The organism is Archangium violaceum (assembly GCF_016887565.1).
GTDB classification, from domain to species: Bacteria; Myxococcota; Myxococcia; order Myxococcales; family Myxococcaceae; genus Archangium; species Archangium violaceum_B.
Genome location: NZ_CP069396.1, coordinates 1548979 through 1567675 on the forward strand (window position 1 = coordinate 1548979; position 18697 = coordinate 1567675).

The following is an 18697-nucleotide window of genomic DNA, read 5'->3' on the forward strand; positions in this document are numbered from 1 at the left end:
ACGGATTTCCGCCGCGTCTTTTCTCGATGAAAGGAGCGGTGACCATGACCACGGTGACGAAGCAGAGCCCGATGAACCCCGAGCACCTCAACGACGCTGACACTGGCATCGACGCGCTCTCGCGCACCGGTCTGGATACCGCTCTGGACCTTCTGGTTGGCCTCGAGTCCCTTCGCGGCCTACCGCCTGGAACCTGAGCTCCGAGCCTCGTCACACGACGCGGCACGGTGCTCAGAGGCCGGGCTCCCAGCAAACGGGACCCGGCCTCTTCCTTTTCCGGCTCCCGAGCTCCCGCCCCGTTCGTCTATCGGCGAAGGACACCGCGCTCTCAATGCGGAAAGACGGGTTCGACTCCCGTACGGGGTACTCGCAGTCAGAAGCTTCCGGATGCGATTGGATCGCAGCACGGCCGTCTACCGTGTGAACAGGGTTCGATTCCCTGCGGAAGCGCTCGCAATGCGGCCGTGGCCGAGAGGTGAGGCCCCTGAGCGCCACTCAGGTGAACGCGGGTTCGACTCCCGCCGACCGCTCTTCGCAGTCCAGCAGTCTCCGTTGCCGGAGTAGCCCAACTTGGTAGAGGCCCCAGATCGAGAGTCTGGTGGTTGCGGGTTCGAATCCCGCCTTCGGCACTCGCAGTGAATACATGCCGCGGTAGCCCAACCTGGTAGAGGTGCTGCGCTCAGAACGCAGAGGTTGCGGGTTCGAATCCCGCCCGCGGTACTCCCATTGACAACAGAAGCCGTCCGCCATATCCCGCGCCCCGTCTTCGGTTCCTCCACCCTGGGGTGGAGGCTCGAGGGAACCCGGTGCGAGTCCGGGACTGCCCCGCAGCGGTGAACGGGAACGAACGCCGTCAGGAAAGCACTGGTCCTCTGTCGAGGGCTGGGAAGCGACGGTCAGTAGGGCGCCCGTGAGTCCGAAAACCTGCCGAGGACCCGTGCCACCCGGCACGGACATCACCGAGGCCTCCGAGGGGAGGCAGCGGGTGCGTGGCGGGTGCGTCCTCGTTCGGGCCGTGTCCCCCCTCGCATCCCGCCCCCGCTTCCCCTCGCAGGCATTGCGCCCGCGGGGGCGAGGAGCAGGACGCGCATGAAGACGGCAATGAAGGGTTCGCGGTGGTTCGGTCGCTTCTCGGTGGCTCTGAGCGCCGCGGCGCTGGGGCTGCTGGTCACCGGCTGCGAGCCGGAGTGCGTGGATCGGTTCGACTGCGCCCGGAAGGGCAACGTCGGCGAGGGCAAGCAGTTCGCCTGCGTGGACAACCGCTGCGTGACGCAGGACATCCCCAACGAGACGGGCTCGGATGCCGGGACGGGTTCGGATGCCGGGACGGGCTCGGATGCGGGTACGGACGCCGGGACGGGCTCGGATGCCGGGACGGACGCGGGCGTCGCGTGCGCGGATCTGCCGCATGATCCGAAGCTCGGCACGCTGCAGCTCCAGACCGGCTTCGCCGCCGCCGAGTCCGCCACGGTTCCCGAGGGAATCGGCGCGGTGACGGTCATCCAGAGCGGTAGCGAGTACACGTTGTATGGCCTGCGCAATACCGACAACACCAGTGTCGCCGATGACAGCATCTACGCGCTCGGCACCTGGCCGAACGTCACCCTGGGGTCGGCGGCCCTCTACGCCGTCGTTCCCGATGCGGATCGCGGCAACAGCACGTACCCGAGCGGGTTCCTCACCAATGATGGCACCCGGCTGCTGACCGGGTACACCCGGGGCGCCGAGGGCAGTCCCGGCAATGTGCTCGTCTATGACACCGCCACCCCGAAGGACTCCGTCTACATCTCCGCGCCCGGCAATTTCTCCGCCGCCGCCGTGTCCGGCGCCTTCTTCATCAATGGGCTGGGAATCGACGGCGCGTCCCAGGGCGGTCTCGCCGTCTACGCCCTGAATGTGGCGTCCAAGCCCTTCCAGGGCTCGAAGCTGGCGACCTTCCCGACCACGAACGTACTCGCCGCCAGCGGCTACTCGGCGGTGACGAGCGACAAGGTCGCCGTGTTCGGCTACAGCGTCCCCGACAGCTCCTCCAGCGACCCCTGGGCCCCCTACATCAACCACGTGCATGCGGTGTCCCCCGCGCTGTACACGCCGGCGGTCTCGAGCAGGTCGACCCTTGCCCTCTCCACCACCAACGCGCCTGAAATCTACTCGGGCAACGACCTCCAGTCGGTCGCGGGGTTCGGCAGTGGCGTGGCGCTGCATCGCGGTACCTTCACGGCCACTCGCGACGTCTCGCGCATCGAGCTGACGCCAGGCGGCATCAACCCCGAAGCCGTCACCGCGGGCGACCTCACGCCCGTGCTCACCACCAGCAACACCTGCACCAACGTGGTGTCGATGGCGCCCATGGGCCCGGACCTGCTCGTCGGCGTGAAGGACAAGAACGGCCGCCGGCTCGTCCGCCTCCAGCAGAAGCAATAGCCATGAGGACGCACGGCACCGTGGCTCGCTGGAGCGCCTGGCTCGTCATGTCCCTGCTCGCCGTGGGCTGCGGGGGTCCCTCCGAGGAGGAGCCCCCCCAGGTCCTGGTGTGCCAGAGCGACAACGACCCGTTCGCGGACAAGGTCGTGTCCTTCTCTCCCGGGGAGGAGGCTGGTTTCGGTCAGGACGGCTACCCGGACATCGTGCTCGGGCCTCCCCACGGGACGGGCTCCGGCATGGGCTCGCTGCACGTGCTCTCCCTCGGTAGGAGCGGGGAGATCGTCCTCGAGCTCACCGACATCGGCGTGGTGGATGGGCCCGGTGTGGACCTGCTCGTCTTCGAGAACCCCTTCGGGTACTTCGCGGAGACGGGCGTGGTCTCGGTGAGCGAGGACGGCCAGACGTGGCGCGACTTCCCCTGCGACCCCACGAACAGGGCCGGTGGCTATCCCGGCTGCGCGGGCGTGAAGCCGGTGAGCTCTTCACCGGAGAATGGCATCAGCCCCACCGACCCGGCCATGGCGGGCGGTGATGGCTTCGACCTGTCTGCCCTCGGCGTGGCCCGGGCCCGCTTCATCCGCATCCGTGACAGCGGGTCCAACTCCTATGGCTCCTCCGCGGGCGGGTTCGACCTGGACGCGGTCGCGGTGGTGAACGGCTCGCCCATCTGCGAGTGGAGGTGACGCGCATGTCCCGCCCTCCTCCGGACTCGGAGTCGCGGGTGGAGCGGCGGGCCGTGCTCGGCTCGCTGCTCCAGGGCACCTGTGCTCTCGCCGCCCTCTGCGCCGGCTGCGGCCCCGAGTGGCGCGAGGCCACCGTGCTCTCCGATGAGCAGGTCTGCGGTGTCTCGCCCGGCCGCCCCGAGGACGGCTGGGTGGAGGTGAAGCTCTCCGACCACCCCGAGCTGCGCGCGCGGGGTGGCTCGGCGGTGGTGCGCCGCCCCGACGCCCTGCTCGACGCGCTGGTGCTGCACACCGCGTCGGGCTGCTTCGCCGCCGTCTGGCACATCTGCACGCACGGTGACTGCCATGTCACCTACGTTCCCGGTGAGTCCCTCCTGGAGTGCCCGTGCCACGGCTCGCGCTTCGGCGAGGACGGCCGGGTGCTGCGCGGTCCCGCCACCCGCCCGCTCCAGTCCTTCAAGGCGGTGCGGGTGGGGGAGTCGGTGTGGCTCCACCGGCCTCGGTGATGTCAGTTTTGACTCGCGTGTCAAGGGACGCGGAGGTGGGCCGGGTCGTGTAATCTCCCCGCCGCGATGTGGCAGATCATCATCAACGGTCCGGGGTACTTCGACACCGCCTACGAGTTGCCAGAGGGCATCACGCACCTCGGCCGCGCGGATGAGAACGACATCGTTCTGGGGGGCGATCTCGTCTCGCGCCGGCACGCCCGCCTCGTGGTGGAAGGCGATTCCCTGTCCATCGAGGACCTCGGCAGCCGCAACGGCAGTCGCGTCAACGGCTCGCCCCTCCAGGGCAGCATCGATCTGCAACCCGGCGACACCATCTCCCTGGGGGAGAACACCCTCTCCGTCCGCCAGCCCGACAAGGTGGAGAACGCCGCCACGGAGATGGTGGATCTGGGCGCCGGGGGCGTGCGCCGCTTCGGTCATGGCGATGACGTGGGGCCCTCCGTCATCCTCGCCAAGAACGTCAAGAGCGTGGAGCTGCTGCGGGCGCTCGACAACTTCTCCGGCCCCCTGGATGACGGCACGCCCGCCACCGCGGCGCCCATCGCGCCGGCTCCGCCCACCGGCCCGCGCGGCGCCTACGAGACGCTCGTCCTCCTCTTCCACACCGCCGAGGCGCTCGCCACCGCCTCCAACCTGACGGCCTTCCTCGAGACCACCATGGACCGGGTGCTCGAGCGCATCGGCGCCACCACCGCCGTGGTGCTGCTGCGTCACCCCACCGGCGTGCTGGTGCCCGCCGCCGTGCGCCACCGCGGCGCGCTCGCCAAGGGCGAGGTCCCCGTCTCCGATGGCATCGTCGACGAGGCCCTGCGCCAGGGCCGCGCGCTCCTGGTGGGCGACGTGCGCGACGACCGCCGCTTCGCCAGCCGCGAGAGCGTCATCCTCTACGGCGTGGACCGGGTGCTCTGCATCCCCATCGGGCTGGAGGCGCCCTTCGCCGGCGTCCTCTACGTCAACACCTCCGCCAGGAACGACACCGAGCTGGAGGTCATGCTCGATGCCTGCACCGCCGTGGCGCACCTGGTGGCCACTGGCGTGCAGAAGTTCTCCTCCACTTCGGCGGGCCAGACCCTGCGCCACCACCTGGAGCGCTTCCACGGCCCGGAGATGGTCGAGCGACGCGCGTCCGAGGCCCAGCGCGCCGGCGGCAAGCTGCCCGGCCTGGAGGAGCGCAACCTCACCGTCGTCCACGCGGAGCTCGTCGGCTTCGGCGCGCTGTGCCCCCGCGTCGGCACCGCGCGCGCCACCGTGCTGCTCAACGACTTCCACTCGCGCCTGGGGGGCCTCGTCTTCAGCTTCGAGGGCACGGTGGAGGCCTTCGTCGGTGAGTCGCTGCGTGCCCTCTTCGGCGCGCCCTACGCCAGGCCCGATGACGCCGTGCGCGCCGTGCGCGCCGCGCTCGCCCTGCGGGCCGACTGGGAGCGCCACATGGCCCGCCGCCCCATGGACGAGCGGTGCGAGCTGCGCATCGGCATCAGCACCAGCCGCGCCATGGTGGGCATGGTGGGCCCCGACTCCCGTCCCTCGTACACGGCCGTCGGCGAGGGGGTGCATGTCGCCTCGTGGTTGGCCGGCACCGCCATGCCCGGGCAGGTGCTCATCACCGGCAAGACGCTGGCCGTCATCGGTGCCCGCTTCGACGTCATGCCCCTGGGCGAGCGCCTCATCCGCCCTCCTCGCGACAAGGTCGCCGCCTTCGAGGTGGTGGACGAGGAAATCCCCCAGCTCACCAACCCCGGTGTGCGTTGATGGGTGTGTAGGTGGGTGTAGGGCGGGTTGAGACTCGCACTTGGACCCGGCTCCATGCGAGCATGGCCACCCCCCACCCGAGCATGATCGCCCCGCGTCCGGCATGAACCCCACGTCTTCGAACGCTCGACTGCGTCCGTTCCGGCCGGTCCCGTTCGGCCGCTACACGTTGCTGTCCCAGCTGGCCACGGGCGGCATGGGGGAGATCTTCCTGGCGCGGCTGGAGGGCGTGCAGGGCTTCGAGAAGCTGTGCGTCATCAAGAAGATATTGCCGCAGCTGGCGGCGGACCCCGAGTTCGTCGAGCGCTTCGTGGGCGAGGCGCGCACGCTGGTGAAGCTGACGCACGGCTCCATCGCGCAGGTGCTGGACATGGGGCTGCACGAGGGCGAAGCGTACATGGCCCTCGAGTACGTGGACGGCAAGGACCTGCGCAAGGTGGCGGCGAGGGCGCGCGACAGGCAGAAGCCGCTGCCCCTCACCTTCGTGCTGTTCGTGATGGGCCGGGTGCTGGACGCGCTCGCGTACGCGCACCGCAAGAAGGGCGATGACGAGGGCGAGCTGAACCTCGTGCACCGGGACATCTCGCCGCAGAACATCCTCATCTCCTACGAGGGGGAGGTGAAGGTCATCGACTTCGGCCTGGCCAAGAGCCGGCTGAGCGCGGCGAAGACGAACCCGAGCATCATCCTCGGCAAGTTCCTCTACATGTCGCCGGAGCAGGCGCGGCACCAGCCGGTGGACAGGCGCAGCGACCTGTACGCGGTGGGCCTGTGTCTGTACGAGCTGATCTCCGGGAGGAACCCCTTCGACCTGCTGCCTCCCGGCGAGCTGATGTCCGCGGTGGTGCAGCCAGCCATCCGGCCCCTGGGCGAGGTGATGCCGTCCGCGCCGCCCGCGGTGGCGCAACTGGTGATGAAGGCGCTGGCGGTGGACCCCGCGCAGCGCTTCCAGACGGCGGAGGAACTGCGCGGCAGGTTGACCGCCTGCATGCTGGAGCTGGACCCGGGAGCGGGCCCCGAGAGCGTCAGCCGGTACATGCATGAGCTCTTCGGTTCCGAGTACCAGGGCGAGCGGCGGCTGCTCGCGAGCCTCAAGGAAGCGGGGCGCCCGGCCGAGCCGGAGCAGGTGGTGATCGACATGCCGGAGGGCGCTGCGCCGAGAGCCGCCTCCACGCTGCCGCCGAAGACGATCCGGCTGGATGGTCCCGTGGAGCCGCTGTCCTTCCGGCCCACGCCGCGCACGCGCGACGGTGGTCCCGCGCGCGACGAGGGCGAGACACGGCCGGCCGTCGTGGTGGAGGAGCCCACCCGGCCCGCCGTCGCCGTGGAGGCCATCGAGGAGTCCGCGCGCGGCCGCGCGTCGTCGCCCTCACCCGGGGGCTCGCCCACGGTGGATGTGTCGGGCCTCACTGCGCCCGCCACCCCCAGGGTCTCCACGCCGGTGCCGCTCGGTGCGTCGCGCTCGACCACTCCGACGCGCGAGGTGCCGGTATCCACCGCCATGCTGCGGGCCTCCATTCCGCCCGGCGTGACGGCACCCACCGCGCGGGCCACGCCCGCCGCGCCTCCGCCGCCCGCTCCGGTGGCCATCGAGGACACCCCGGCCTGGTCGCCGCAGCTCGGTCTGGAGGAAGGGCCGGACGCCCACGAGTCGCCGGGGGAGGTGCGGGAGGAGCTGGCCGAGTCGTATGAGGATACGGGAGAGGAGTTGCCCGCGTGGAACGCGGAGCAGGACCCGTCCTCGGACATGTCGTGGGAGGAGGCCCAGGCCGGGGAGGAAGTCGAGACCCGGGAGCAGGACCTGCCCCAGGAGGACGAGCAGGGCGAGGGCGAGCTGCCCGCCGAGGAGAGCCCGCCCGAGGTGGACGTGCGCCTGGAGGACACGCAGCCGCGCATCCATCTGTCGTCCATCGCGCACGAGGACACGCAGCCGCGCATCTCCCTGCCGGACGTCTACCACGAGGACACGCAGCCGCGCGTGGTGCTGGATCAGTCGCTCTTCCAGGAAACGGAGCAGGAAGAGGTGTCCCAGGGTGGCAGGCCACGGTCCGGTGCACGTGGAGCCCGTCGCCGCACGACCTCGACGGGCCTCCCCGCCGTCTCCCCACGTCCGCAGTCCTCTCCGAGGATGGCGCCCGTTCCCTCCCGGAACAGGGCGGCGGAGAACGACTCCGGGGAGCGCACCGAGAAAGAGGTCCGGCCGCCTTCGCACGAAATCACCAGGCGCACGGCCATGCCCCAGCGGCCCAGGCGCTCGTGGGTGTGGATCTCCCTGGGACTCGTCCTGTTGCTGGGGAGCTGCGTGGGGGCCGTCCTCCTCTTCAAGCAGCGCCAGTCGGAGTCGGTGAAGCCTCCGGCCCCGCGCCCCCTGTCTCCGCCGGGCACCAAGGCGGGCCTGGTTCCGTCGCCGTCGGCCCCTTCGTCCTCTCAGGCCCACGAGCCCTCGGAGCCGGCTCCCATCGAGGTTGTCGCGGAGGAGTCGGGCTCCGCCGGAGGGCCAGACACCGTGGCCACACTCGAGGCCGTGGCCGCTGACGCGGGGACCTCCGAGGTGGGGGATGCGGGACCGCCCGCCACCGCTCCGGAGGGGACGCTCGCCGTGGCTCCCGACACGGAGTCGGACACGGACACCAACCTCGCTCCGCTCTCGTCCGCGTCCAACGACGCGGCGGCATCCGCTCCCGTCAAGCGCCCCTCCCAGCGCGGCAAGCGCACGGGTGGCATCTCCTCGCGTGCGCCCCAGTCGATGCTGATGAAGGAGTGGGCGCGCACGCGCACCGCCTACAAGGCGCTCACGAAGATCCACGCCTGCGAGAACCTCGAGTTCCTGTGCAGCCGCTACGAGAACCTGGAGGCCGAGGTGGTGGGCCTGGGTGACGTCGAGGACGCCGAGGTGCTCGGCAAGGTGAAGGCGCTGTACCGGGACATCCAGAAGAAGAAGAACGGCTCGTAGGCCGAGGCCCTCCCGACACGTGGTGGACACGCTCCTCGACATCCAGGGACTGAGCGCCGGTTATGGGCCCTCGCCCGTGCTGCGGGGCGTGGACTGCGCCGTGCGTGCGGGAGAGCTGTGGGCGGTGCTCGGGCCCAACGGCACGGGCAAGAGCACGTTGCTGCGAAGCGTGCTCGGAGCGATGCCCTGGACGCGCGGAGTCATCCGGCTGCTGGGGCGGGATCGCTCGGAGTGGGAGGCGCGGGCGTTGGCGCGGCAGGTGGCGTGGGTGCCACAGACCGTCGAGTCGGCCGAGGGCTTCAGCGGACTGGAGCTGGTGCTGATGGGGCGCAGCCCGCACCTGGGACTGTGGGGGCTCACCTCGGCGAGCGACGAGGCGCTGGCGCGGGAGGTGATGGAGGAGCTCGAGGTGGCCTACCTGGCGGAGCGCTCCTGCGAGGCCATGTCCGGAGGCGAGCGCCGGATGCTGCTGCTGGCGCGCGGGCTGGTGCAGCAACCGAGGCTGTTGCTGCTGGATGAGCCCACGGCCTTCCTGGACGTGGCCCACCAGGTGGGGGCGCTGGAGCGCGTGCGCGAGCGGGTGGACGCGGGCCTGGGCGCGGTGGCGGTGCTCCACGACGTCAACCTCGCGGCGGCCTTCGCCACGCACGTGCTGCTGATGCGTGACGGATTGGTGCTGGCCCAGGGCCCCGCGTCGGACGTGCTCCAACGCGAGCGGCTCGAGGCCCTGTACGGTGTGCCCATGGAGATGGCGAGCGCGCCCTCGGGAGCGCGCCTGTTCGCCCCGCGGGCACGAGGGCCGGCCGAGCGTCGCTAGCGTGCCCTGACACCTACTTCAGTTGGTCCATGGCCATCTTCCGGGCCGAGTCCGTGCCCGAGCCCACGCCCAGGGGCGCGGCCCTGCGCTCGCGGGGCACCGGTTGGGGCTGGCTGAGCATGTAGGGCCCCTGGTCTTCCCGCGCCGCGGAGTCCGGGTGGGTCTGCCATCGGTCGCCGGTGGAAAGCCCCGCGCTGCCGGAGCCACCCTGAGGGCTCTCGGCGTCCGAGCCGGGGGGCGACTTGTACTTCTGTTGCTCGGGCGTGTAGGGCGGGCCCATTACCTTGGCGCCCTGCTCCTGATTCTGGACGCAACCCGCGGCGAGCGCTCCACCCAGCCCCAGAACGACCGTCCATCCCAACCAGCGCTTCATCGTCTCTCTCCTGAGGGAAATCCGTCCACTTCCTTTCATGGAAGGTAGGGATGGACAGGAGAGGGACCACGCCGGGAAGGAGCGCCCGCCCGGCGAGGGCTTCCTCGCCAGGCTTCTTCCTGGTGACGCGCTGGTGCTCGCGCGCATCATCCTGCCCGATGGCCCGCACGAGCAGGTGAAGCGCTGTCAGGGAACCCTGGGCTCACGAGCCGTCGACCCTGCTCCTGTTACCCTATACTCCTCGTCTTCCCCAGGGGGTGTATGAATTGGCGACTCATCGCTTGTTCGACGCTGCTGCTGGCTGTCTGCACGGGATGTCCACACGCATGGGGACGGGGAGGCACCATCGATCGGGCCACGGCCCAGGACATCGACGAGATGCTGCACGAGGAGGATTGCCCCCTGGATGTACCTACCTGGAGGGCACTCTGTGCGAATCCTGAAGCCTGGGAGTCGCTCGAGTGCCCGCCAAAATGCCGGGTCATCTACCAATGAAGTGGCGTATGCCGCTCGCCATTCTTGTCGGGCTGCTTCTCGTGGCGCCGTTGGCCGGGTTGCTCCTCACGCTCTTCAACCGAGGGGCGCGACAGGCTTCGGACCCGAGGATGATCCCGATGCTTTCTCCCGGGGAACGCCAGGGCCTGCTGACCTATGGACGCCAATGTCAGAGGAGCGATGAGTGTGAGTCTCCGCTCGGCTGTCTCTTCGATACGCGATTCATGACGAGCTACTGTACCGACAGCAGGTGCGTGACGGACCAGGACTGCTCGGAGGGATTCACCTGCCGCATCATGCCTCTGCGGGATGGCGTTTCCCGGGTCCGCATCTGTGCGCTCGTGGGGGTCAGGAGGGAGGGAGAGCCCTGCCTGGCATCATCCGACACACGTGAGTATGGGTGTGGGCCGGGGCTTTCCTGTCAGGGACGGTGTGGCCGCCCCTGCCGGTTGGAGGAGCCCGCGAGCTGCACCGAGGGATTCTTCTGCAACGACAGCCTTTACGGCCCTTCCTGCCTGCCCACGTGTGAGGGCCGGTCTTGTCCAGAAGGTCAGCAGTGCATCCGGGCCGACAAGCTTGCTTCGGTGTGCGCCGCGGTTCGCGGCCAGAACTGTCAGCAGCGGTCTTGCCCCGAGGGACAGAAGTGTCTGGTGCGCGAGCCTCCAAACCGTCCAGGCGAAGCCTGGATGGAGTGCGTCACGTTCTGCGGCTCGGGTGGGCGCTCTTGTCCCGAGGGGCTCGTCTGTCATCAGTCCAGGTGCCGGACGCCGTGTGACCCGGACGTCCCCGGAGCATGTGAACCCCACCAGAAATGCCGCCGCGATTCGGACGGTCAGCCCTGGACGTGCGAGCCAGACTTTTGAGGTGGACGAGGCCTGCCTCGAACCTCCTCCCGCTCAGGTGGCGGGCGCGCGGGCCCCGGCGGGGCTGACGTCGAGCGCCATCACCAGGAGCAGCACGACGCACGGGGTGGCCATGGCGGGCGCGCCGATGCGCAGGAAGAGGGCCGAGCCGAGCACACTGCCACTCAGGAACGCGAGCACCAGTCCCAGGTGGAGCCGGGTGCGCTCGAACTGCTCGGCCGAGGGCAACTCACGCACCTTGTGCCAGAGGCCGAGCAGACCGCGCTCGCGCACGCCGTCGCGCACCCAGACGACCATGCGCACCAGTTGAATGCCGATGTCGGTGAGCACTCCGGTGAGGTGGGTGGTGCGCACCACCGCGCCCGAGACCCGGGTGACGAGCGCGTTCTGCAGCCCCATGGCGAAGGCCAGGCCCCACATGAGCGTGGGCTCGTTGCTCTCGGGGTGCTCGTGCGTCCAGAGGCCGATGGCGCCCAGGGTCACCATCTCCACGAAGAGGGCCGGGGTGTGGCGGCCGCGCCGCCGGTGGCGCGAGGCATCCAGCAGCGCCGCGGCGGTGATGGCACCCACGACGAAGGCGAGAACCAGCTTGCCGGCCACGAGCGCGCCGCTCCACCGTCCCGTCGCGACCGCCTCGCCCACCGCGGAGACGTGCCCCGTCATGTGGGTGAGGTGCTGGCCGAAGGCGAAGAAGCTGGTGGCGTTGACCGCTCCCGCCGCCCCGGCCAGCAGCAGGGCGAGTGTGGAATACGCCAGGCGGTTGCGCGACGAGGTCGCGGCGCTGAACATGGCTACGGCATCCCAGGAGAGACGGTGGATGCCTTTCTACCACGCGCGCGCACTCCACCGACAGCTAGCCTGGTGGCCACTCCATGGGGCGTCCGCCGAGCACGTGCAGGTGGATGTGGAACACCGTCTGTCCGGCGTCGCGGTGCGTGTTCATCACCAGCCGGTAGCCCTTGTCGGCGATTCCCCGCTGGTGGGCCAGCTTCGCCGCGGTGAGGTACAGGTGGCCCACCAGCTCGCGGTGGTCCCCCGTGAGGTCATTCACCGTGGGGATGTGCTCCAGGGGAATCACGAGCAGGTGCGTGGGGGCCTGGGGATTGACGTCCTCGAGGGCCATGCACTGCTCGTCCTTGTGCAACACCCTGGCGGGGATGTGGCCATCGCGAATCTTGCAGAAGATGCAGTCAGACATAGACGCTCCGGATTAGCAGCGCGGCGCGGCGGTGGGAATGGCCCTCGCGTACGAACGTCGGCTCACGGGAGACGCGAGCTCCAGGCCGGGTCCGGAGCGCAGCGCGTGTTCGGCAGCCGCACGAGGACGAACGGGCCCTCGGAGGCCACCACCTCGCCCGCGACCGCCCCTCCCGCCACGGTGAGGACGTGGCTGTAGTGGCCGGACGCGTGTCCCGGGCCGTTGTGGGCGTAGAGGGGCACGTCGCGATGGAAGTAGCTGTAGCCGCCCGTCCAGGCCAGGTGCACCGCCTCCACCTTCAGGCCGCACACGTCCGGGAGCCGCCCGGCGGTGATGAGCAGCCGGTTGAGGGGACCGAAGTCGTCCCAGGCGCTCGCCCGGGGCTTCAGGTCCTCGTACTGCCCCAGGTCCCCGAAGGTGAGCCGCCCCACGCGCAGGCCGGAGAAGCCCGCCACCGCCACCACCGCCAGGGGCAGGGCCAGCCGCGCGGGCGAGGGCGGCAGGTGGCGCAGCACCGCGTCCAGCCCCACGCCGGCGAGCGCGGCGAACAGGGGCAGCACGGGCACCAGGAAGCGCAGCTCCTTGTGCGGCTGAAGCGCGTGGAGCAGGAAGAAGGCGGCGGCCATGCCCAGCAGGCCCGGGGCCCTCCTCGCCGCGAGCAGTGAGAGCCCCACGCCCACCACCGTGACGGCGCCCATGGAGCGCATCAGGACGCGGCCGTAGTATTCGAAGGGCGCGGTGCCCCAGAGGGCGGCCTTGCCCTGCAGGAGGTTGAAGTCCAGGTAGACGATGGCCGAGTGGAACCAGCGGCCCCAGGTGAGCCGGTCCAGCAGCCCGAAGAGGAAGGCCCACCCGGCGAGCACGGCCAGCGCATCACGCGCCCCCCGCCAGTCGCGCCGCGCCACCAGCACCCCGAGGAGGCCCACGCAGAAGACGCCATTCTGCAGGCGCAGCAGCACGGCCAGCCCCAGCAGCGAGGCCCCGGCCACCCCCGCGCGCCGCGAGGCCCCCGGGGTGAGCGCCAGGGCCAGTCCCAGCACCACGGGCAGCGCCGAGGCGTTCTCGCTCATGGCCCGGGGGGCGAAGTACAGGGGCACCGCCGTGAGCGCGAAGAGGCTGGCCCCCGCCGCCGAGGCCAGTGCCGACGCCCCGTACGCCCTTGCCAGCCGCCAGCTCCCCCAGGCCGTGGCCGCGCCGAGCAGCGCGAAGACGCCTCGCGTCAGGCCCAGGTACCCGCGCGGCTCCCCCAGCCCCACCCACGTGGCCAGCTCGAACAGGGCCGCCACCAGCCCGGGCAGGGCCCAGTTTCGCGCCCCCTCGATGAACTCCCACGCCCGCAGGCCGTAGCCGAAGACGAGACGGTGGGCCGGTTCCAGGCTTTGATAGACCTCGTCCGGCCAGTAGATGCCGTCATTCGACAGGCCCAACCACACCCGGAGTGCGGCTCCCACCCCGAGCGCCAGCACGAGGATGGCCCGAGCGAGGGGCCGCTCGGTGGATTCTCCAGGGGTGGGAGTGGGAGCGGACATGAGGGTTCACCACGCAAAAGGTCCGGCGGGTGATATTCCACCCCTGCCGATGAACTCAATCCGGGTGTCCCAACTCCTCGAAGACCGCGAGTACGAGCTCCGGCTGACCCTGGTGGCGGGGGAGCGTGGGCTGCAACACCGCATCACCTCCTCGCGCATCCAGAAGCCGGGGCTGGCTCTCACGGGCTTCACCGAGCACCTCCATCCGCACCGGGTCCAGGTGTTCGGCAATACCGAGGTCTCCTTCCTGGGCACCCTTCCCATGGAGCGCCAGCGCGAGGTGCTCGACTCGCTCTTCAAGGAGGAGCTGGCCTGCGTGGTGGTGACCAAGGACCTGGCTCCGCCGCCCGCGCTGGTGGAGGCGTGCGAGAGGGCGGGGCTCACGCTGATGCGCACCCCGCTGCTCTCCAGCTCCTTCATCCAGCAGGTTCAGGCCTTCCTGGAGGAGGCGCTCACCGAGTCCAGCAGCCTCCACGGCGTGCTGATGGACGTGTTCGGCGTGGGCATCCTCCTGCTGGGCAAGAGTGGCATCGGCAAGAGTGAGATTGCCTTGGACCTGGTGATGCGCGGCCACCGGCTGGTGGCGGACGACATCGTGGACGTGACGCGGCGCCGGCCCGGCGTGGTGTATGGCGCGGGCAACCCCGTCATCCGTCACCACATGGAGATCCGCGGCCTGGGCATCATCAACATCAAGGACCTGTTCGGCGTGGCCTCGGTGCGGGAGCGGAAGAAGATCGAGCTCGTGATCGAGTTGCACGAGTGGGACCCGCAGCAGGAGTACGACCGGCTGGGCGTGGAGGACAAGTTCATGAGCATCGTGGGCGTGGACATCCCGCTCTCGGTGGTCCCCGTGCGCCCGGGCCGCAACATGACCACCATCATCGAGGTGGCCGCGCGCAACCAGCTGCTCAAGCAGCAGGGCCACCACTCGGCGAGGGAGTTCGCCGAGAGACTCAACCGCGCCATCGCCGAAGGGGCGACGCGCCGCTCCATGGGTGAGGAAGTCGAGTGAGCACCGCTCCGGCCAAGCACATCGTCGTCATCACGGGCATGTCCGGTTCGGGCAAGTCCACCGCCATCCGCGCCCTGGAAGACGTCAACTTCTTCTGCATCGACAACCTGCCGGTGCTGCTGCTGCCCAAGCTGACCGAGCTCGCCGGTGGCGGCCAGTTCGAGCACCTGGCGCTGGTGGTGGATGCGCGCGAGGGCATCTTCCTGCAGGAGGCGCCCCGGGTGCTCGACGAGGTGCGCCGGGCGGGGCACCACGTGGAGGTGCTCTTCCTGAACGCCAGCGACGAGAGCCTCATCCGCCGCTTCAGCGAGACGCGCCGCCGTCACCCGCTGGCCCCCACGGGCAGCGTGGCCGAGGGCATCCGCGCCGAGCGCGAGGCGCTCAAGGACCTGCGGGAGATGGCCGACCAGGTCATCGACTCGTCGGCGCTCAACGTGCACGACCTCAAGCGCATGGTGCAGGCGCGCTTCAACCCGGAGCCGGCGAGCGGGCCTTCTCTGTCGGTGATGAGCTTCGGCTTCCGTCACGGCGTGCCGCCGCAGGCGGACCTGGTCCTCGACGTGCGCTTCCTGCCCAACCCGTACTTCGTCCCGGAGCTCAAGGGGCTGACGGGGAAGGACCCGCGCGTGGCCGCGTACGTGCTGGACCGCGAGGAGACGCAGCAGTTCGTGGAGAAGGTGGTGGACCTCTGCCAGTTCCTCTTCCCGCGCTACCAGAAGGAGGGCAAGGCGTACCTCACGGTGGCGCTGGGGTGCACGGGCGGTAAGCACCGCTCGGTGGCCATCGCCGAGGAGTTGCGCAAGCGTCTGTCCGGGGACCACCCGCGCGTGCAGCTCTGGGACCGGGACATCGAGAAGGAGTAGGCGCCGTTCCCAGCCCTCCCGCCCCGCGCACGGGCCGTGGGCCCGGGGGCTCGGTGGTGGGCGCCACCTTCACCTCGATCGTCCTCGAGCTGAGCTGGTGGTTCCCCGCTGGCTGAGCCCTCGCTCACCCACCGACATGGGGGCCGTACCCGCGTCCTCCACCTCCGTCCTCACACCCCTGTCCACGGACCTCCATCTGGTCGAGAGGGCGATGCGCGGGGAAGGGGGGTCCTTCCCGCCTGCCCGCACTGCTTCCTCGTCTGGCAGCCGACAGCCTTTCGTTTCCTGGGCCGTGAAATTGTGGGCGGTGGGGCGGGACCTGTCTTACGTTCTTCCTGCAAGAGGAGGTGGGATGGGGTAGGGAGCAGGCTTGGGTGCCAGCGGAAACTTTCGGTGGGGGTTGCGCATCGCACCATTCAGGCGTAGTCAGGCAGCCCGGGGGGGCTGGTGAGAGGTGATCATGGTCGGCCTCGTAGTGGCATCGCACGGACGTCTGGCGGACGAGCTGGTGGCGACCGCTGAGCAGATCGTGGGCAAGCTGCCCGCGGTGGCGACCTGCAACATCGAGCCTGGGACCTCTGTCGAGGACCTCCGGGTGAAGATGCGGCAGGCGGTCAGCGGCGTGGACCAGGGCGATGGCGTCATCGTCATGGCCGACCTCTTCGGCGGCACTCCTTGTAAGGAGTCGCTGATGATGTGCTCGGAGCGCTGCCAGTCGGGTAAGCTGGAAGTGCTCGCGGGCGTCAACCTCCCCATGCTCCTGAAGGCCAACTCCCTGCGTTCCGAGGAGATGCCGCTGGCGGAGATGGCCACCCAGTTGATGTCCTACGGCCAGCGCAACATCACCTGTGCTTCGGCCCTGTTGCGCGAGGCGCAGCAGCGTCAGCAGGATGTGCCGCGAACTTGACGGCCCCCCAAGGGTGGGCGATTCGAGTCTGCCGTGATCACCCTGGTCCGCGTCGACAACCGCCTCATCCATGGTCAGGTCGTCGAGGCCTGGCTCCCCCACTTGAAGGTCTCGCGCGTCGTCGTCGCTGACGACGAGGCCGCCTCGAGCCCGTTGGTGCGTGCCGCCATGGCCCTGGCGGTGCAGAGCGCCATCGAGGTGCAGATCCTCCCCCTGGCGCAGGTGGACTTCGCGGCCATCTCGAAGGACGCGGTGAAGACGCTGGTGCTGCTGCGGGACGTGGCGGCGGTGCCCTTCGCCCAGGCGCACGGGTTGAAGGTGGATCAGCTCAACCTGGGCAACGTGCACTTCGGGACGGGCCGGCGGCAGGTGTCCCCGTCCGTCTTCCTGGCCGAGTCGGAGCTGCAGGCACTGCAGCGGCTGGCGGGCGAGGGGGTGCGGGTGGAGGCGAGGGCGGTGCCGGTGGAGAAGCCGGTGGAGCTGCCGGAACTGCAAGAGCGCTGGGGAAAGGCCGGGTGAGTCCGTGAGCGTGGGCTGGACCCAGGTGGCGCTCGCTGGCGTCTGGGGCGGCCTCGTCGCGGTGGAGCGCAAGGCCTTCCTCCAGGCCATGTTCTCCCGTCCCCTGGTGTCGGCCACCGTCATGGGGCTGCTGCTCAACGACGTGCCCTCGGGACTCTTCGTGGGCATGCTGCTGGAGCTCTTCCACCTGGGGACGGCGAACCTGGGCGCCTCGCTGCCGGACAACGACACGCTGTCGGCCACCGGCACCTCGGCGGCGGCGGCCACCATGGCGGCGGCCACCGGCGCGGGCTCCACCCCGGCCCTCTGGTCGCTCGCGGTGCTCCTCTTCGTGGGGCTGGGGCGCGTGGGACAGCTCGTGGACCGGGCCCTGGAGCGCTACTCGGCGCGGCTGGCCCGCAAGGCCATGGCCTCGGCCGAGGCCGGTCAGCTCACCCGGGCCATGCAGCAGAACCTCTGGGGCATGTGGCCCCACTTCGTCCTCTTCGGGGCGATGACGGCCTCGTGCGCGCTGGCGGGCTTCTTCATCGGTCCGCTGCTGGAGCGGATGCCCCTGCCGCTGCTGCGCGGCCTGGCGTGGGCCTATCCCGCCATGGCCTCGGTGGCGGCCTCCCTCGCCGCCAAGGGCAGCCATGCCCGGCGCGCCCCCATGTATGCGGGCGTGGGCGCCGCCGTCGTCACCGTGGTGGTCGTCCTCCTCACCACCCTGCGGGGGTGTTCATGAGCGTGGCCAGCCCGCCGCTCAGCCGGGGAGTGCTGCTGCGCGTCTTCCTGCGCTCGCTCTTCCTGCAGGCCTCGTGGAACCCGCAGGGCATGCAGAACCTGGGGCTGGCCTACGCCCTCTACCCGGCCCTGGAGCGGCTCTACCCGGAGAAGCAGGACCTGGAGACGGCGGTGCGCCGCCACCTGGTCTTCTTCAACACCCACCCCTACGTGGCGGCGGCCATCGTGGGAGGCGTCCTCTACCATGAGCAGCGGATTGCCCGGGGCGAGGAGCCACCGGACAAGGTGGTGGCCTTCAAGGCGGCGCTCATGGGGCCGCTGGCGGCGCTGGGGGACGGCTTCTTCTGGCTGTCGCTCAAGCCGGCGACGGGGGCGGTGTGCGCGGCGCTGGTGCCGGTGCTGGCGGCGTGGGCGGCGGTGCTCTTCCTCTTCCTCTACAACCTCGTCCACCTGACGCTCCGGGCCCGGCTGTACTTGCTGGGACTGACACTGGGGGACAGGCTGGTGGAGGCGGTGGCGCGGGCCAACCTCCCCACCCGGGGCGCCCGGCTGCGGGCGGTGGCGGCGGCGTGCGCTGGCGGGCTGGCCGCCTGGCTGGCGGTCACCTTCGGTGCCAACGCGGGGGGCCGGTTCGCGCCCCTGTTGTCCGCGGGCTGCCTGGCCCTGGGGGTGCTGTCCTACTTTCTGGTGTCGCGTCGGGTTCCCAACTACGTGGTGCTCTACCTCGCCGCGGGCCTTGCCTGTGCGGCCGGAGCCTTCCTTTAGAAGAGGGAGAATAGGGACTGGCAATGTCGAGCGTGGCCGAAGGGACATTCGAAATCATCAACGCACTCGGGCTGCATGCCCGGGCGGCGGCGCAGTTGGTGCAGGTGGCCAACCGTTACAAGAGTGAGGTGACGCTCTTGTGCGAGGGCCAGAAGGCCAATGCCAAGTCCATCATGGGCGTGCTGATGCTGGCGGCCGCACAGGGCATGCACGTGACGGTGACGTGCAAGGGCGAGGACGCCGAGGCGTGCCTGCAGGACATCCAGAAGCTCATCGCCAACAGGTTCGGCGAGTCGAAGTGACCAACCCCGC

General features: G+C 70.0%; 18 protein-coding genes, 4 tRNA genes and 1 riboswitch. Of the genes, 18 read left to right on the forward strand and 4 right to left on the reverse strand.

The annotated features are described in order from the left end of the window. Nucleotides 1-44 precede the first annotated feature (44 nt). The 11 genes from JRI60_RS06670 (at nucleotide 45) to JRI60_RS06720 (ending at nucleotide 9135) form a co-directional block, all read left to right on the forward strand. A complete protein-coding gene (locus JRI60_RS06670; protein WP_204225013.1) occupies nucleotides 45-197 on the forward strand; it encodes a hypothetical protein in 153 nt (50 codons plus the stop codon). 96 nt (nucleotides 198-293) lie between these two features. Beyond that, nucleotides 294-366 (forward strand) — tRNA-Glu (locus tag JRI60_RS06675). Between the two features lie 92 nt (nucleotides 367-458). Next, a tRNA-Gly gene (locus tag JRI60_RS06680) sits at nucleotides 459-530 on the forward strand. A gap of 24 nt (nucleotides 531-554) precedes the next feature. After that, nucleotides 555-629: transfer RNA gene (locus JRI60_RS06685), tRNA-Leu, on the forward strand. Between the two features lie 16 nt (nucleotides 630-645). Further along, nucleotides 646-720 (forward strand) — tRNA-Leu (locus JRI60_RS06690). Between the two features lie 30 nt (nucleotides 721-750). Continuing rightward, nucleotides 751-946: riboswitch (cobalamin riboswitch) on the forward strand. Nucleotides 947-1089: 143 nt separating this feature from the next. After that, a complete protein-coding gene (locus tag JRI60_RS06695) occupies nucleotides 1090-2424 on the forward strand; it encodes a hypothetical protein (RefSeq protein ID WP_204229504.1) in 1335 nt (444 codons plus the stop codon). A gap of 2 nt (nucleotides 2425-2426) precedes the next feature. Further along, nucleotides 2427-3107: a cell surface protein gene (locus JRI60_RS06700; protein WP_204225014.1), complete on the forward strand. Its 681-nt coding sequence runs from the start codon at nucleotides 2427-2429 to the stop codon at nucleotides 3105-3107. A 5-nt stretch (nucleotides 3108-3112) separates the two neighbouring features. Beyond that, nucleotides 3113-3613, forward strand: a complete 501-nt coding sequence (locus JRI60_RS06705) for a ubiquinol-cytochrome c reductase iron-sulfur subunit (RefSeq protein WP_204225015.1) — start codon at nucleotides 3113-3115, stop codon at nucleotides 3611-3613. Between the two features lie 66 nt (nucleotides 3614-3679). Then, the gene (locus tag JRI60_RS06710; protein WP_204225016.1) at nucleotides 3680-5365 is read left to right on the forward strand and encodes an FHA domain-containing protein; all 1686 of its coding nucleotides are present in this window, start codon (nucleotides 3680-3682) and stop codon (nucleotides 5363-5365) included. 196 nt (nucleotides 5366-5561) lie between these two features. Further along, nucleotides 5562-8318, forward strand: coding sequence for a serine/threonine protein kinase (locus JRI60_RS54385; RefSeq protein ID WP_430384396.1), 2757 nt, complete (start codon nucleotides 5562-5564; stop codon nucleotides 8316-8318). 22 nt (nucleotides 8319-8340) lie between these two features. After that, nucleotides 8341-9135 (forward strand): ABC transporter ATP-binding protein, encoded by a 795-nt coding sequence (locus JRI60_RS06720; protein WP_204228767.1) that lies wholly within the window; start codon nucleotides 8341-8343, stop codon nucleotides 9133-9135. A 13-nt stretch (nucleotides 9136-9148) separates the two neighbouring features. On the opposite strand, the gene JRI60_RS06725 is transcribed toward JRI60_RS06720, so the two are convergent. From JRI60_RS06725 to JRI60_RS06740, 4 genes are all read right to left on the reverse strand, one after another. After that, nucleotides 9149-9508, reverse strand: coding sequence for a hypothetical protein (locus JRI60_RS06725; protein WP_204225018.1), 360 nt, complete (start codon nucleotides 9506-9508; stop codon nucleotides 9149-9151). Between the two features lie 1391 nt (nucleotides 9509-10899). Beyond that, nucleotides 10900-11655, reverse strand: a complete 756-nt coding sequence (locus JRI60_RS06730; protein WP_204225019.1) for a YoaK family protein — start codon at nucleotides 11653-11655, stop codon at nucleotides 10900-10902. A 64-nt stretch (nucleotides 11656-11719) separates the two neighbouring features. Beyond that, nucleotides 11720-12064, reverse strand: a complete 345-nt coding sequence (locus JRI60_RS06735; RefSeq protein WP_204225020.1) for a histidine triad nucleotide-binding protein — start codon at nucleotides 12062-12064, stop codon at nucleotides 11720-11722. Between the two features lie 62 nt (nucleotides 12065-12126). Continuing rightward, nucleotides 12127-13593 carry a hypothetical protein gene (locus JRI60_RS06740; RefSeq protein WP_204225021.1) on the reverse strand — a complete coding sequence of 489 codons (1467 nt, stop codon included), beginning with the start codon at nucleotides 13591-13593 and terminating at the stop codon, nucleotides 12127-12129. 49 nt (nucleotides 13594-13642) lie between these two features. Here JRI60_RS06740 and hprK point away from each other — a divergent pair, with 49 nt between their 5' ends. The 7 genes from hprK to JRI60_RS06775 all read left to right on the forward strand — a co-directional run bounded on the left by hprK (nucleotide 13643) and on the right by JRI60_RS06775 (nucleotide 18687). Next, nucleotides 13643-14608, forward strand: coding sequence for an HPr(Ser) kinase/phosphatase (gene hprK / locus JRI60_RS06745; RefSeq protein ID WP_204225022.1), 966 nt, complete (start codon nucleotides 13643-13645; stop codon nucleotides 14606-14608). Next, nucleotides 14605-15471, forward strand: coding sequence for an RNase adapter RapZ (rapZ, locus tag JRI60_RS06750; protein ID WP_204225023.1), 867 nt, complete (start codon nucleotides 14605-14607; stop codon nucleotides 15469-15471). The genes hprK and rapZ overlap by 4 nt, the downstream gene beginning before the upstream one ends. A gap of 460 nt (nucleotides 15472-15931) precedes the next feature. Further along, a complete protein-coding gene (locus tag JRI60_RS06755) occupies nucleotides 15932-16378 on the forward strand; it encodes a PTS sugar transporter subunit IIA (RefSeq protein ID WP_204225024.1) in 447 nt (148 codons plus the stop codon). A 33-nt stretch (nucleotides 16379-16411) separates the two neighbouring features. Then, nucleotides 16412-16897, forward strand: a complete 486-nt coding sequence (locus JRI60_RS06760; protein ID WP_204225025.1) for a PTS sugar transporter subunit IIB — start codon at nucleotides 16412-16414, stop codon at nucleotides 16895-16897. A 4-nt stretch (nucleotides 16898-16901) separates the two neighbouring features. After that, entirely contained in the window at nucleotides 16902-17621 is a 720-nt protein-coding gene (locus JRI60_RS06765) for a PTS sugar transporter subunit IIC (RefSeq protein ID WP_204225026.1), read from the forward strand. Further along, nucleotides 17618-18385, forward strand: coding sequence for a PTS system mannose/fructose/sorbose family transporter subunit IID (locus JRI60_RS06770; protein WP_204225027.1), 768 nt, complete (start codon nucleotides 17618-17620; stop codon nucleotides 18383-18385). The genes JRI60_RS06765 and JRI60_RS06770 overlap by 4 nt, the downstream gene beginning before the upstream one ends. A 23-nt stretch (nucleotides 18386-18408) precedes the next feature. After that, nucleotides 18409-18687, forward strand: coding sequence for an HPr family phosphocarrier protein (locus tag JRI60_RS06775; protein WP_204225028.1), 279 nt, complete (start codon nucleotides 18409-18411; stop codon nucleotides 18685-18687). The last annotated feature ends 10 nt before the right edge of the window (nucleotides 18688-18697 follow it).